Source organism: Rhodanobacter sp. FW510-R10, from assembly GCF_058781105.1.
The window spans coordinates 792,200-806,618 of sequence record NZ_JBYSWL010000001.1; the positions used below are offsets into that span (position 1 = coordinate 792,200).

13 protein-coding genes are annotated in these 14,419 nt (G+C 67.3%); 5 read left to right on the forward strand and 8 right to left on the reverse strand.

From position 1 onward, the window contains the following. A complete protein-coding gene (locus AC3WJB_RS03245; RefSeq protein ID WP_492678662.1) occupies window positions 1-1,449 on the reverse strand; it encodes an OapA family protein in 1,449 nt (482 codons plus the stop codon). 180 nt (window positions 1,450-1,629) lie between these two features. Between AC3WJB_RS03245 and tyrS the strand changes: the two genes are divergently transcribed. Further along, a complete protein-coding gene (tyrS, locus tag AC3WJB_RS03250) occupies window positions 1,630-2,841 on the forward strand; it encodes a tyrosine--tRNA ligase (protein ID WP_492678664.1) in 1,212 nt (403 codons plus the stop codon). A gap of 29 nt (window positions 2,842-2,870) precedes the next feature. Next, window positions 2,871-3,554: a rhomboid family intramembrane serine protease gene (locus AC3WJB_RS03255; protein ID WP_492678666.1), complete on the forward strand. Its 684-nt coding sequence runs from the start codon at window positions 2,871-2,873 to the stop codon at window positions 3,552-3,554. On the opposite strand, the gene AC3WJB_RS03260 is transcribed toward AC3WJB_RS03255, so the two are convergent. Both AC3WJB_RS03260 and tfpB read right to left on the reverse strand, forming a co-directional pair. Beyond that, window positions 3,519-4,280, reverse strand: a complete 762-nt coding sequence (locus tag AC3WJB_RS03260; protein ID WP_492678668.1) for a glutamine amidotransferase — start codon at window positions 4,278-4,280, stop codon at window positions 3,519-3,521. The two genes, AC3WJB_RS03255 and AC3WJB_RS03260, sit on opposite strands and share 36 nt — an antisense overlap. Next, window positions 4,277-6,121 carry a type IV pilus assembly ATPase TfpB gene (gene tfpB, locus AC3WJB_RS03265; RefSeq protein WP_492678670.1) on the reverse strand — a complete coding sequence of 615 codons (1,845 nt, stop codon included), beginning with the start codon at window positions 6,119-6,121 and terminating at the stop codon, window positions 4,277-4,279. The genes AC3WJB_RS03260 and tfpB overlap by 4 nt, the downstream gene beginning before the upstream one ends. A gap of 98 nt (window positions 6,122-6,219) precedes the next feature. On the opposite strand from tfpB, the gene glyQ reads away from it, so the two are divergent. The 3 genes from glyQ (at window position 6,220) to AC3WJB_RS03280 (ending at window position 10,663) form a co-directional block, all read left to right on the forward strand. Next, on the forward strand, window positions 6,220-7,131 hold the full coding sequence (gene glyQ, locus AC3WJB_RS03270; RefSeq protein ID WP_492678672.1) for a glycine--tRNA ligase subunit alpha: 912 nt from the start codon (window positions 6,220-6,222) through the stop codon (window positions 7,129-7,131). Further along, on the forward strand, window positions 7,124-9,268 hold the full coding sequence (gene glyS, locus AC3WJB_RS03275; protein WP_492678674.1) for a glycine--tRNA ligase subunit beta: 2,145 nt from the start codon (window positions 7,124-7,126) through the stop codon (window positions 9,266-9,268). The genes glyQ and glyS overlap by 8 nt, the downstream gene beginning before the upstream one ends. An 84-nt stretch (window positions 9,269-9,352) precedes the next feature. Next, window positions 9,353-10,663, forward strand: a complete 1,311-nt coding sequence (locus tag AC3WJB_RS03280; protein WP_492678676.1) for an MFS transporter — start codon at window positions 9,353-9,355, stop codon at window positions 10,661-10,663. A gap of 130 nt (window positions 10,664-10,793) precedes the next feature. On the opposite strand, the gene AC3WJB_RS03285 is transcribed toward AC3WJB_RS03280, so the two are convergent. The 5 genes from AC3WJB_RS03285 to AC3WJB_RS03305 form a co-directional block, all read right to left on the reverse strand. Further along, window positions 10,794-11,660 carry a beta-lactamase induction protein gene (locus AC3WJB_RS03285; protein WP_492678678.1) on the reverse strand — a complete coding sequence of 289 codons (867 nt, stop codon included), beginning with the start codon at window positions 11,658-11,660 and terminating at the stop codon, window positions 10,794-10,796. Window positions 11,661-11,918: 258 nt separating this feature from the next. Then, complete coding sequence (gene nudC, locus AC3WJB_RS03290; protein ID WP_492678680.1) at window positions 11,919-12,893, reverse strand: NAD(+) diphosphatase; 975 nt, start codon at window positions 12,891-12,893, stop codon at window positions 11,919-11,921. Window positions 12,894-12,902: 9 nt separating this feature from the next. Further along, window positions 12,903-13,274, reverse strand: a complete 372-nt coding sequence (gene erpA, locus AC3WJB_RS03295) for an iron-sulfur cluster insertion protein ErpA (RefSeq protein WP_492678682.1) — start codon at window positions 13,272-13,274, stop codon at window positions 12,903-12,905. A 104-nt stretch (window positions 13,275-13,378) separates the two neighbouring features. Beyond that, window positions 13,379-13,849: a bacterioferritin gene (gene bfr, locus AC3WJB_RS03300; protein WP_492678684.1), complete on the reverse strand. Its 471-nt coding sequence runs from the start codon at window positions 13,847-13,849 to the stop codon at window positions 13,379-13,381. Window positions 13,850-14,137: 288 nt separating this feature from the next. Further along, entirely contained in the window at window positions 14,138-14,371 is a 234-nt protein-coding gene (locus AC3WJB_RS03305; protein WP_492678686.1) for a (2Fe-2S)-binding protein, read from the reverse strand. Window positions 14,372-14,419: the final 48 nt, after the last annotated feature.

Below are 14,419 nucleotides of genomic sequence, written 5' to 3' on the forward strand. Positions count from 1 at the left end.
TCAACCGCGGTGGCCGGTCACCGCCACGGCGCTGGTGCTCGCCAATTGCATACGGCTGGCCAGCTCGGTGAGGCGCGCCAATTGTGGCTGCACGACCTGGGCCTTGAAGCGGGCCAATTGCGCGGGCGCGAGCGGCTGCGACTTGGGCAGGGTCACCGTTTGCGGATTGCGCTGAACCCCATCCACGCGGAATTCGTAGTGCAAGTGCGGACCAGTGGCCAGGCCGGTCATGCCGACGTAGCCGATGACCTGGCCCTGCTTCACGTGCTGCCCCACGCGCTCGCCCTTGGCGAAGGCAGACATGTGTCCGTAAGCAGTGCTGATGTCCTTGGTATGTTTGATCACCACGAAGTTGCCGTAGCCGTTCTCGCGACCACGGAACTGGATGACGCCGTCGCCAGCGGCATGGATCGGCGTGCCCTTGGGTGCGGCGTAATCGACACCCTTGTGGGCGCGGACCCGGCCCAGGATCGGATGCATGCGCGCCACGCTGAACTTGGACGAGATGCGCGTGAAGTCGACGGGGATGCGCAGGAAGGACTTTTCAATGGGCCGCCCGTCCTCGCTGAACCAGCCGATGCTGCCATCGCTCTTCTTGAAGCGATAGGCGGTATAGCGCTTGCCCTGGTTGGTGAACTCGGCGGCGGTGATGTCACCTTCGCCGTAGCGCACACCGTCACGATAGAGGTCATCGTAGATCACGGTGAAGCTGTCGCCGGCGCGCAGATCCTGCACGAAGTCGATGTCGTACTTGAACAGGTCCGCGAGCTTGCCGACCATCGCCGTGTTCATGCCGGCCTGGGCCGCCGCCGCGTACAGATTGCTGGTGATCACCCCGTGGGCGACCTCTTCGCGCGTTTCAAGGGCTCGCTGCTGCGTGGTGACCTGGGGCTGCGTCCCATCGAGGCGCACGGTGACCCGGCTGGTATCGCCCTGGTCGAAACGCAGGCCATTGAGCGTGCCGTCACTGCCAAGCAGGAAATCGAATTCCTGGCCGGGTTGGATGTTGTGCAACGCGGATTTCTCGTTGCCGGCCGCGTCCATGACGTTCTGCAGGTCGGTCATGCTCAGGCCACGGCTGGCGAACATGTCCGAGAGCGTCTGTCCGGGCTGGACCCGCGCGATCTGCCAATCGTCAACTGCCGGTGGGGCGACTGGCGTCGTCACCGGCGGCAGCCGCACGGCCAGCACGGCGCGGGCTGGTGGGACGGGCGCCGGACGCATGGCGCTGGCCCAGGCCGGCATCAGGAACCCCGAAAGCAGGGTGATCACCACCGCGGTGCCGGCCAGGACTAGACGCTCGCGGCCCCATTGCAAGGGCTCGATCTCCCCACTGCGGTTGAACGACCAGTGTGCGCAGCGTGCGTAGAATCCGGAATGCCGGCGCTGTGCCTTGCGGCAAATGGCCTGCTTGCGTGCGCGGAACGCTGCTCGCCTGGTCTTCGTCATGCTGATCTGCCCCGCGTACGGACTCGCAAAATATCCCGTACCATAACGGCCGTGTGCAAAGCGCGTCAATGCCTTTGCGGTCAATGATTTGCAGGGGGTTTCCGGTTAACGGACAATTAACGCCGGCGTGGCGTCTTGCCCGTGACGGCCGCCCTATTTGCCATCGAAAGTGAGAAATACATGACTGAGCTGGAGCAGGCGCTGGCCCTGATGGCGCGCGGCGCCGATGAAATCATCAAGCGTGAGGAGCTGCGCTTGCGCCTGCAGCGCGGTCGGCCGCTGCGGGTCAAGGCGGGGTTCGACCCCACCGCGCCGGACCTGCACCTGGGGCACACCGTCCTGCTGAACAAGATGCGTCAGTTCCAGGATTTGGGCCACCAGGTGATTTTTTTGATTGGCGACTTCACCGGCATGATCGGTGATCCCACCGGCAAGAACATCACGCGCAAGCCGCTCAGCCGCGAAGAGGTACTGGCCAATGCGGAGACCTATGCCAGCCAGGTGTACAAGGTGCTGGATCGCGGGCGCACCGAGCTGCGCTTCAACTCGGAGTGGTTTGGGGCCATGGATGCCGCCGGCATGATCAAGCTGGCGGCGCTGCACACCGTGGCACGCATGCTCGAGCGCGACGACTTCACCAAGCGCTTTGCCGCGCAACAACCGATCGCGATCCACGAATTCCTGTATCCGTTGGTCCAGGGCTACGACTCGGTCGCGCTCAAGGCGGATGTGGAGCTGGGCGGCACCGACCAGAAGTTCAACCTGCTGATGGGGCGCATGGTGCAGGAGCACCACGGCCAGGCGCCGCAGATCGTGCTCACCATGCCGCTGCTCGAGGGTCTGGATGGCGTCAACAAGATGTCCAAGTCGCTCGGCAACTACATCGGCATCGATGAACCGGCGATCGACATGGTCACCAAGACCATGCGCATTGGTGATGCGGCGATGTGGCGCTGGTTCGAGCTGCTGAGTTTCGAGGTGTCGTTGGATGAGCTGGCGCAAATGCAGCGCGACGTCGCCGCCGGCGTGCTCAACCCGCGCGACGCCAAGCTGCGCCTGGCCCGCGAGCTGGCGACGCGGTTCCACGACGCCGCGGCCGCCGAGCGGGCGATTGCCGGCTGGCATGCGGTCGTGCGCGGCGAAGGCGATACGGCACTGTTGCCGCAGACGTCGATTGCGGTGCCAGAGGCCGGCTTGCGGTTGCCGGCGCTGTTGACCGCGGCCGGCCTGACCGGCAGCAATTCGGAGGCCAACCGCAAGCTCAAGGAGCGCGCGGTGCGTATCGACGCCCAGGTGGTGGAAGATGCGCAGCAGGTGTTTGCCGCCGGTTTCGAAGGCGTGCTGCAAGTCGGCAAGCGTAATTTCGCGCGGGTCAAGCTGGTGGCCGCGTAGCCGGCGCCCGCGCAGGCAGGGGAGCGAGCGTGTTCGTGCATGTGGAGACGCGGCGTCGGGCGCGATGGCATTGGGCGACCCTGCTGATCGTCAGCGTCTGCGTGCTGTGCTTCCTCGTGCTCAGCCTGCTGCCGCCGGTGCAACGTGTGGCCTTGCTGCTGGAGTGGGGCACCGTGCCGGCGAACATCATGCATGCGCACGCGCCGGTGTTGCCGCAGCTGACCAATCCGGCCCTCTTGCGGCTGTTCACGGCCTTGTTCATCCACGTCACCTGGCTGCACCTGCTCGGCAACCTGCTGTTCCTGGTGATCTTTGGCCTGCCCGGCGAGCGCGTGCTGGGTTCGCTGCGGTTCTTGTTGCTGTTCGTGGCGGGCGGCATCGTCGCCAACCTGATCGGCGCGCTGTCACTCGCCGGGGTGCACCTGCCGATCATCGGTTGCAGCGGCGCGGTGTCTGCCGTGGTGGGGACCTATGTCGCGCTGTTTCCGCGGGCCAAGCTGGGCCTGGTGCTGCCGCTCGGGCTGTACCTGGAGTTCGTGCGCGTGCCGGCGTTCTTGTTGATCGGGCTGTGGGTCTTGCTGCAGTTGCTGTTCAGCTATGTGGGGCCGAGCTACGGAGCCTATGTGTGGTGGGCCCACATCGGCGGATTCTTGTTCGGCCTGGTGTTTGCATTCGTCTCACGCGGCGCTATCGCCCGTCGCCTGCGCGGCTGAAGCTGGCCTCTCGAGCCAGCCGGCACGGCGTGCGAACCGCGCCAGCAGGCCGCGTGCCTCCGGCGTGGCCGCCACCTCGCGGAATACGTCCAGTTGCTGCAGCTCGCGCCGTGAGCCGCCGGCCGCCTTGTACACCAGGTAGGCGCGCATCACCTCGGCGCTGAACTCGGGATGGAACTGGGTGCTGATGGCGTGCTTCCCGTAACGCAGGATCTGGTGTGGGTCGCGCTTCGAGCGCGCCAGCAGCGTGGCGCCGGCTGGGGCTTCGAGCACCGACTGCTCGTGCGTGGTGTGGGCGGCAAAGCTCGCTGCCACGGTATCGACGAGATCGTCCGGCCCGGTCTGCCCGAGGCGGGAGATCGTTTGTGTGCCGATTTCCCGCCCGCCCGGCAGGTAATCCACGCGCCCTCCGAGCGCATGGGCCATCAATTGATGGCCGAAGCAGACGCCAAACAACGGCAAGTCGACGTCCATGGCCTGGCGAATCCAACCCGCGGTGCGCTCGCTCCAAGGCAGGTGCTCGGTCACCATGGCGCCCGAGCCGGTGATGATCGCGCCCGCCGTCAGGCGTGGCGCGGGCAACTCTTGGCCGGCGGCGACGTCGATGATATGCACCCGCGCGGCTGGCAGTCGCGCGGCGCGTTGGAACCATTGCGGAAAATCCCCGTGGCGCGCGCGGATGCGGTCCGGCGCGTGGCCGGTGCGGATGATGAGTACAGGTTTCATGGCTGGCCGGTGGTGGTGATGGCAAGAGGTGGGGTGTCGTCGAAGCCTTCGACCGGCGGCAACACGCTGAGGATTTCCTGCACGGTGGTCAAGCCGCGCGCCACCTGGGCGGAAGCCGAGATGCGCAGCGGGCGCAGGCCCTCGGCGAGGGCGGCCTGGCCAAATCCGCCCAGGTCCAGCGTGGCGCTGATCAGGCCACGCAGGGACGGCGAGAGCATCATCATCTCGTAGATGCCGGTGCGGCCGAGGAAGCCGGTGTTGCGGCACTCCAGGCAGCCCGCGGGCGCGTACACCGTCTTCGGCAGCGGGATCGGCCAGCCGTGGGTGAGCACGTGCCATTCGCGCGGATCCTGCGCGGCCGGCTCCTTGCAGTGCGGGCACAGCGTGCGCACCAGGCGCTGGGCGACGACGCCCGTGAGCGTGGACTGGATCAGGTAATGCGGCACGCCGAGATCGAGCAGGCGGGTGACCGCGCTCGGCGCATCGTTGGTGTGCAACGTGGACAACACCAGGTGGCCGGTCAGCGACGCCTGCACCGCCATCTGCGCGGTTTCCAGATCGCGGATTTCGCCGACCATGATGATGTCTGGATCCTGGCGCAGCAGCGTGCGCACGCCGGCGGCAAAGTCCAGGTCAATCGAGGCCTGTACCTGCATCTGGTTGAACTCCGGCGCCACCATCTCGATCGGGTCCTCGACCGTGCAGACGTTGATCTCCGGCGTGGCCAGGTGCTTGAGCGTCGAATACAAGGTGGTCGTCTTGCCCGAACCGGTTGGTCCGGTCACCAGCACGATGCCGTGCGGGCGCTCGACCATGGCACGCCACTGCAGGGCTTCATCGGGCGAGAAGCCGAGCTGGGCAAAGTCCTTGACCACCAGGTCCGGGTCGAAGATACGCATCACCACCTTCTCGCCGAACGCAGTAGGCATGTTCGAGACGCGCAATTCCACTTCGCGCCCGGAGGCCGAGCGGGTCTTGATGCGGCCGTCCTGCGGGCGACGCTTCTCGGCGACATCCATGCGCGAGAGGATCTTGATGCGCGCGGTCACCGCGGTCATCACCGGCGAGGGCAGCTCGAACACCCTGTGCATGATGCCGTCGATGCGGAAGCGGATCTGCCCGGTCTCGCGTCGCGGTTCCAGGTGGATGTCGGAGGCGCGTTGCTCGAACGCGTATTGCAGCAGCCAGTCCACGATGTGCACGACGTGGCGGTCGTCGGCGCCGACCTCGCCGGCCTTGCCCAGTTCCACCAGCTGCTCGAAATTGAGGATGGCAGCCCCCGGATCCTGCGCATTCGCGTCCTGGGCCAGCTGGATCGAGCGCTGCACGCTGTAAAACTCGAGCAGGTAGCGGTTGATGTCGATTGGGCTGGAGACCACGCGATGCACGTCGCGGCGCAGCATGTGCGCCAGGTCCTCGGCCCAGGCATCGTCAAATGGCTCGCTGGTGGCAAAGGTCGCCTCGCCGGGGGCGACGTCGATCGGCAGGATGCGGTGGCGCTGGGCGTAGCCATGGCTCACCACCTGGGTCACGGCGGCGACATTGATCTTCATCGGGTCGATCTTGCGGTACGGCAAGTCCGCGTGCCCGGCGACCCATTCGGTCAGGGTCTCCAGGCGGAGCGGCCGACCGGGCTCGCGCAGGTTGTCGAGTTTGGCGTTGGCGATCAGCACCAGCGGGTGCAGTTCCAGCGTCGAGCGCCCGCCACGTGCACCCATGCGCACGCGCTTGGCCTCCTCGGCGGCGACGTAGCCATCCACCACCAGCGCGGCCAGCACATCGTCGAGCTGCAGCCGGCCGCGGCTGCCAAGCAGGGTGGCAATTTGTGCTGAAGCGGCCATCCGCGTCTCACCTCGCATAGCCCATGCGGCAGGCAGCGGAGAAGGGAATCCCGCCGGCGGTATACTAACGCGCTTTGGCCAGGAGCCCCGGGTCCGCCATGCCTTCGCGCACGTTCCAGGACGTCATCCAGACACTCAACCGCTACTGGAGTGCGCAAGGTTGCGTCCTGCTGCAGCCGCTGGACACGGAGGTCGGCGCCGGCACCTTCCACCCGGCCACCTTCCTGCGTGCGCTCGGCCCCGAGCCTTGGGCAGCCGCCTATGTGCAGCCGTCGCGGCGTCCCACCGATGGCCGCTACGGCGACAACCCGAATCGCCTGCAACATTATTACCAGTACCAGGTGGCGCTGAAGCCGAGCCCCGAGGACATCCAGGAGCTCTACATCGGCTCGCTGCGCGAACTTGGCGTCGATCCGACTGTGCACGACCTGCGCTTCGTCGAGGACAACTGGGAGTCGCCGACGCTCGGCGCCTGGGGCCTGGGTTGGGAGGTATGGCTGGACGGGATGGAGGTGAGCCAGTTCACCTATTTCCAGCAGGCCGGCGGCCTGGAATGCCGCCCGGTGACCGGCGAGCTGACCTATGGCCTGGAGCGCCTGGCCATGCATCTGCAGGACGTGGACAACGTCTACGACCTGGTGTGGACGGACGGGCCGCGCGGCCGGGTGAGTTACGGCGACGTGTTCCACCAGAACGAGGTCGAGCAAAGCGCCTACAACTTCGAGCATGCCAACGTGGCCGAATTGAGCCACTGGTTCGACGTCTGCGAGGCTGCCGCGCAGCAGCTGGTGGCCGCCCAACTGGCGCTTCCGGCCTACGAGCAGGTGATGAAGGCCAGCCACACCTTCAACCTGCTCGATGCGCGCGGTGCGATCAGCGTCACCGAGCGCCAGCGCTACATGCTGCGCGTGCGCACCCTGTCGCGGGCGGTCGCCGAGGCCTATGTCGCGCAGCGCGAAAAGCTCGGCTATCCGGGGCTGGCACGCAACCAGGAGCAGGCCCATGGTTAAAGGCAAGTCGCTGCTGGTCGAGCTGGGCACCGAGGAATTGCCGCCGCAGGCGCTCGATGCGCTTGGCGCCGCGTTTCTGCGCGACCTCAGCGGCGCCTTGGCCAAGGCCGGAGTGCATGCCGGGTTTGATGCGGCCTGCGCGTATGTGACGCCGCGACGCCTGGCCGTGCACATTCCCGATGTCGCCGCCATGCAGCCGGCGCAAACCTTGGAGCGGCGCGGTCCGGCCCTGGCTGCCGGGCTGGATGCCGCGGGTCAGCCGACCCCGGCGCTGCTGGGTTTTGCGCGCTCGTGCGGGGTCGAGGTGGGCGCGCTGGAACGGCTGGAAACCGACAAGGGCGCCTGGTTTGTCGCCCGCACGGTGCGCCCCGGACAGCCATTGGCGGCGTTGTTGCCCGGCATGGTCGACGAGGCGCTCCAGGCCCTGCCGATCCCGCGGCCGATGCGTTGGGCCGACCACGACTACAGCTTCGTGCGCCCGGTGCACTGGCTGGTGATGCTGCACGGTGACCGCATCGTCGACGGCGAGGTGCTGGGCCTTGCCAGCGGCCGTCGCTCGCACGGCCATCGCTTCATGCATCCGCAACCGGTACACGTGGCCGATGCCGACAGCTGGCTGGATGCCATGCGCCTGGCCAAGGTGCTCGCCGATCCAGTCGAACGCCGCGAGCGGATCCAGGCCGAGGTGGCGCGCGTTGCCGCGCCCACCGGCGGCACGCCGCACCTGGACGAGGCCTTGCTGGACCAGCTGGCCAATCTCACTGAGTGGCCGGTGGCAATTGCCTGCACATTCGATCCGGCCTTCCTCGACGTGCCGCCTGAGGTGCTGGTGGCCACCATGGTGGTACATCAGAAATTCGTACCGCTGTTTGACGCCAATGGGCGCCTGACCGAGCATTTCATTGGCGTGGCCAACATCAGCAGCGCCGAGCCCGAGGCGATTCGTCGCGGCTACGAGCGCGTGATCCGGCCGCGTTTTGCCGACGCGAAGTTCTTCTGGGACGCCGACCTGAAAACACCGCTGGCGGCGCACTGCCCCGCGCTCGCCAAGGTCACCTACCAGCGCGCACTCGGCAGCCTGGCGGACAAGAGCGAGCGCATTGCCGCGCTGGTGCGATTGATCGCGGGCGAGGTTGGCGTGGACGCGGAAGCCGCCAGCCGCGCGGCGAACCTGTGCAAGTGTGACCTGCTCACGCGCATGGTCGGCGAGTTTCCCGAGTTGCAGGGCGTGATGGGCCGGCATTACGCCGCGCACAGTGGCGAGGCGCCGGCCGTGGCCGTGGCGCTGGACAGTTATTACCAGCCGCGCTTTGGTGGCGACGCGATTGCGGCCGACCGCCTGGGCCAGGTGCTGTCGGTGGCCGACCGGCTGGACACGCTGGCTGGCATTTTTGCCGTCGGCTTGAAACCCAGCGGCAGCAAGGATCCATTTGCCTTGCGCCGCGTCGCACTGGGACTGGCGCGCACCTTGATCGAAGGCAAGCTGGAGCTCGGCTTGCGCGTGAGCCTCGAGGCAGCCCTGCAGCAGCTGCCGGAAGCGGCGCTGGCGGCCGGCATCAAGCCCGGCAAGAACGGCAAGCCGGCCCTGCTGGATGCGGCACGGCGACGGGCCGAGCTGCGTGATGAGTTGCTGGCCTTCATCATCGAGCGGTTGCACGGCTATTACACCGCGCAGGGATTCGACCGCGGCCAGCTGGAAGCAGTGCTCGCCGTCGATCCGCCCAGCCTGCTGGATTTTGACCGGCGCCTGCGTGCGGTGCTGGCATTTGGACGTCTGCCCGAGGCGATGAAGCTCGCCGCGGCCAACAAGCGGGTCGCCAACATCCTGCGCCAGCAGGCCGAGGCCGGCGGCGCGGCAGTGGCGAATGAAGTCGATCCGACTCGTTTCGAGCACGACAGCGAGCGCAAGCTCGCCGCCGCGCTGGCGTCGGCGCGCCAGGATACGGCGCAGGCGCTGGAGCGCGGCGACTATGCCGCGGTGCTGACCCGGTTGGCCAGGCTGCAGGCGCCGGTCGACGCATTCTTCGAAAGCGTCCTGGTCAATGCCGAGGAGCCGCGGGTGCGTGCAAACCGCCTGGCCTTGCTGGCGCAGCTCAAGGCGCAGTTCGCCAGCGTGGCCGATATCGCGCTGCTGTAGCCGCCGTCGCATGCCGGCCCTGAGCGCCGCAGCGACCGGGGACGATGGTCGCCAGCACCCGGCCGGCAGGCGCCGGAGCCACGCATGAGCCAGTTCCAGCTGCTGCGCACGCGCCGTTTCGCGCCACTCTTCTGCACCCAGGCGCTGGGCGCGTTCAACGACAACGCCTTCCGCAACGCCCTGGTGATGGTGGTGGCGTTCCACATGGGCCTGGGCGAGCGCAGCGTGGCGTTGTACACCAACCTCGCGCCGGCCTTGTTCATCCTGCCCTACTTCCTGTTTTCCGCGAGCGCCGGGCAGCTGGCGGAGAAGTTCGAGAAGAGCCGCATCATCGGCTACGTCAAGCTGTTCGAGATCGCCGCCATGGCGGTGGCCTGCTGGGGCCTGTACCACCACGCCGCGGGCCTGCTGCTGGTCGTGCTGTTCTGGCTGGGCGTGCACTCGACCGTGTTTGGGCCGATCAAGTACGCGATCCTGCCGCAGGCGCTCGCGCCCGCCGAGTTGATTGGCGGCAATGCGCTGGTGGAAACCGGCACCCAGCTCGCGATGCTCTCGGGTCTGATCGTGGGCAGCGCGCTGATCGAGGTCGGGCCGTCCGGTCCGCTGCTTGCGGGCGGGGTGTTGCTGGCCGTGGCCATCACCGGTTGGCTGGCCAGTCGCGGAATCCCGCCTGCACCGCCCACCGCGCCTGAGCTGCGCCTCACCTGGAATCCCGTGCGCGAAACCGTGCAGGTGATCGCGCTGGCGCGGCGCGACCCCGTGGTGTGGAACACCGTGCTCGGTATTTCCTGGTACTGGTTTTATGCCACCGTGCTGGTCGCGCAGTTGCCGATCTATACGCGCGCCAACCTGGGAGGCGACGGCTCGGTGGCGATCCTCGTCTTGACCTTGTTCTCGGTCGGCACCGGCATCGGCGCGCTGCTTTGCGAACGGCTGTCCGCGCGCCGCGTCGAGATTGGACTGGTGCCGCTGGGTGCGCTGGGGCTCGCTGGGTTCGGCATCGACCTGTATTTTGCCCGGCCCGGCGTATCCCTGGCGCAGGGCCTCGATTGGCTTGGCTTCCTGCGCAGCGCCGGCAGCGCGCGCATCGCGCTCGACCTCACCATGCTCGGCGCCTTTGCCGGCATCTACGTGGTGCCGCTGTTTGCCTTCATCCAGCAGCGTGCCCCGGCCGGGCGCCTGTCGCGCGTGATCGGCGCCAACAACATCATCAACGCGCTGCTGATCGTCCTGGCTGCATGTTTCGGCCTGGGCTTGGGCGCGCTGGATTTCAGCGTGCCGCAGATTTTCCTCGCCGCGGCCCTGCTCGGCGTCGCCTTCGTCGGCTACGTGTTCCTGCGCGTCCCCGCCTTCGTCCGCCGCTTCGTCGCCTGGGCCCGCCGCTCAGCCGCCTAGCCGTCCACACCCGCCCCTTGTTTGCCGTCGAATTCCGCCCGCGACCGATGCCTTCACCCCGGCTTGCGCCGACTCCTTTAAATCAAGAGCGTTTCGCACGCCTTTGCCGCGCGAAAGCCCTGCCCGTGGGTTAGCGGAGCCAGCTGCCGATGACGATCAGGGCCACCACGCTCAGCCAGGCCAGGAGCGCACGGGAAAGCGTGCTGCGCAGGCGCAGCAACTCGGCCATGGGGGCGTGCTGGTCCATATCGTCGGCCTCGACTTCATCCAGGTCACGACTGATGTCCGCCTGCGCCGCGGCACCGAGGAAGCTTGGTCCCTCCGCATACCAGCTGGTCGGCGCGGCGTGGACGCGCCACAGCTGCCAGGCGGCAATCACTGCTTCCCAATGGCCAACCAGTGCCAGGGTGAAGGTGAGTGCCTGGGCTGGGAGCCAATCTGCGGCGTTGGCCAGGTAGCGCGGGGCTTCCGCGTCGTCGCTGCGCTGGAGGGCGGGATCGCGGGCGAGCTGTTGCACCAGGCGATAAGCCAGTGCACCGGCCGGTCCCAGTGCGAAGAACCACAGCAGCACCGCGAAGCGCCGACGCAACGCTGCGTAAACCACGGCGCGACCGAGCGCGCGCGCGCCCCAGCCCACGACCTCGCCGTCGGTGGACAAGCGTTGCGCCGCGGCCACGCGGGCGGAGAGGTCCGGGGCGGTGACGATCGCCTCGACGTCCGTCCGGAACTCGCGCGGTCCCAGGCAATACACCAGCACGGCCAACGCAAACAAGGCCTGCAGCCACGGCGCCATGGTGAGGTGGCCAAGCAACAGCCAGAGCAGCAGGCACACGAGCGCGGCCGGCAGCACGGCGAGTGCAGCCCGGGCGTAGCCGCGGGTCTCCGCCAGTTGCCTGACCCAGTACTGGAACAGCCCGTCCTCGCGGCGCTGGGCCAGGCGCGGCCACGCATGCAACAGCGCAAGCGCAAGCAGGACGACGAGGAGCGGGACGGCCATGGTGGCACCGGTCGGCGAAAGCCTTAGTGTAGTCGCGCCACCGCAGGCTACCTTCCAAACCTGGCGAACGTCTGAACAACACGCCCTGCTGTCCGGAACGTTTTCGATAGCGCACTCACCATCCCAGCGTCATCCCCGCGAAAGCGGGGATCCAGTGCCTTCAAGTGACCCGCAAGGACAAAGGCCCTGGATTCCCGCTTTCGCGGGAATGACGCCGGGGCTGTTTCGCGGGAATGACGCCGACAGGTCAGAGTTTCCCTAGCTGTGCGGCGCAGCGGCGATCATGGCGGCCAGGTCCAGCCCGGCGCGCTGCCGCAGCCAATCGGCCAGCAGGTGGTGGGAAATCGACATGGCGCTGGAGGGCACGAAGCTGCCGTCGGCAATGCCGTCGGTGATCTCCTGCGGCGTGAACCAGCGTGCCGCTTCGAGCTCGAGGTCGCGCATGGCAATCGTGCGCGAGGCCGCGGTGGCCATGAAGCCCACCATGAGCGAGGCCGGCAATGGCCAGGGCTGCGAGGAGTGGTAGCGCACGCTCTCGACCAGCACCCCGGATTCCTCGGCCACTTCGCGGCGTACGGCGTCCTCCAGCGCTTCGCCCGGTTCGACGAAGCCGGCCAGCGTGGACCAGCGGCCCGGGGGCCAGCCGGTTTGGCGACCGAGCAGGCAGGCGCCCTCGTGCTCGACCAGCATGATCACCGCGGCATCGACGCGCGGGAATTGCAGGCGGGCGCACTCGGCGTTCGTGCATTCCGCGCGGTGTCCTGCGGCCACCAGCAGCAACGGCGAGCCGCAATACGGGCAAAACCGTGTCTCGCGCTGCCAATGCGCCAGGCCCTTGGCATAGGCGAACAGCGCGGCCTGCCTGGCCTCCAACTGCAGGCCGGCGGCGCGCAGGCCCATGCGCCGGGCGTGCAAGGTGGCGGCCAAGTCCTCGGCGTCTTGGGCTGCATCCAGCGCCAGCAGGAACCAGGGACGATCGTCCATGTTGCCGAGGAAGCTCGGTTTCAACGAACCCAGCAGGCGCTCGCGCTCGCCGTCATCAAGCAGGCGCAGCGCGGCGCGGTCGCGCTGCAGGAAGGCCTCGCCGTTGGCGTCCAACAATATGTAGCGGGTCGCGGCGGTGTGCGCGCGGGCGGCGATCCACGCCGCGTCGTTGCGGTGCTCGGAAGTGCGGTCGAGCGCGCGGCTGAGTCCGGCGAAGCAATTCAGGGGCGCCGCCGGATCCTCGTCCACGCCAGCGCCTCAGGCGGCAGTGAACGAGGAGCCGCAGCCGCAGGTGGTCTTCGCGTTCGGGTTGCTGATGACGAACTGCGCGCCGCTGAGGTTCTCGGTGTAGTCGACCTGGGCGCCGGCGAGGTACTGCAGTGACAGCGGGTCGCACACCAGCGTGGCGTCCTCACGTACCACGGCGATGTCGTCCTCGGCCTGCTCCTCGTCGAAGGTGAAGCCGTATTGCAGGCCCGAGCAGCCGCCGCCGCTGATGTACACGCGCAGTTTCAGGTTCGGATTGCCTTCCTCGGCAACCAGTTCGCGTACCTTGTGCGCGGCGGCCTGGGTGAAGCGCAGCGGGGCGCCGGTGCTGCGGTAATCGGGAATGGCGAGGAGAGTTTCCATGGCGTGGAATCTGGGGTCGATACGGATGGGGACAAGGAGCGTGGGCGCCTTCTATCGCCCACGTCCTAGCATACCGGGGCCGGCCAGTGGCCGCATCCCGCCGCTCAGCTGTCGATCTTGCCCTGCAGGTAACGTTCGGCGCCAATCTCGGCAATCAGCCGCTGCTGCGTCTCCAGCCAGTCGATATGCTCTTCCTCGTCGTGCAGGATGGAGCGGAACAATTCGCGGCTGACGAAATCGGCAGCTTGCTCGCTGTAGGCAATGGCGGCGCGCAGGTCCGGCGCGGCTGCCATCTCCAGGTCAAGATCCGCCTGCAGGGCTTCGACCGCGTTTTCGCCAATGTGCAGCTTGCCCAGGTGCTGCAGGTTCGGCAGGCCGTCCAGGAACAGGATGCGCTCGATCAAATGATCAGCGTGGTGCATCTCCTCGACCGACTCCTTGTACTCGTGCTCGGCCAGCTCGGCGTAGCCCCAGTTCTTCAACATGCGCGCATGCAGGAAATACTGGTTGATTGCCGTCAGCTCGTTGAACAAGGTCTTGTTGAGGAACTCGATGACTTTCTTGTCGCCTTGCATGGCGCGCTCCGGGGCACGAGGGGTGCAGCCACTATACAAAGGTGTGCCACCCGTTGCGTGATGCCGGTCGATTCAACGACGCGCCGCTCGTCATTCCCGCCCTCCTCGCCGCTCCCCGCCGCTCCCGTCTTTCCCGCACCCCCCGTCGTCATTCCCGCGAAAGCGGGAATCCAGGGCCTTTGCCGTTGGCAACAGGAAGGCAGGAGCATCTGGATTCCCGCTTTCGCGGGAATGACGAGAAGAGGCGGGAAGGACGACGAAGGAGCCGGGATGCGGCGAGCGCCGGATTTACTCCGGACAGCAACGGGCCAGGACGGAAATCGCCAGCGACGCCGTCCGACCGTTGACGGCACCGTGGGCCTTGGCCAGCGCGTCGCGCGCCTCGGCCTCGCAGGAGCCGCAGCAGTCGCTGCAGCCGGTGCGTTCCTGCAGTTGCGCAAACGTCTGCACGCCGCCGGCCACCTCGCGGCGGATGTCGGCATCGGTCACGGCATTGCAGTTGCACACGTACATGGCGCGCATAAGAACGCAAATGCGAACGATTGTCAATGCCTTGGGGCAACGGTGTCG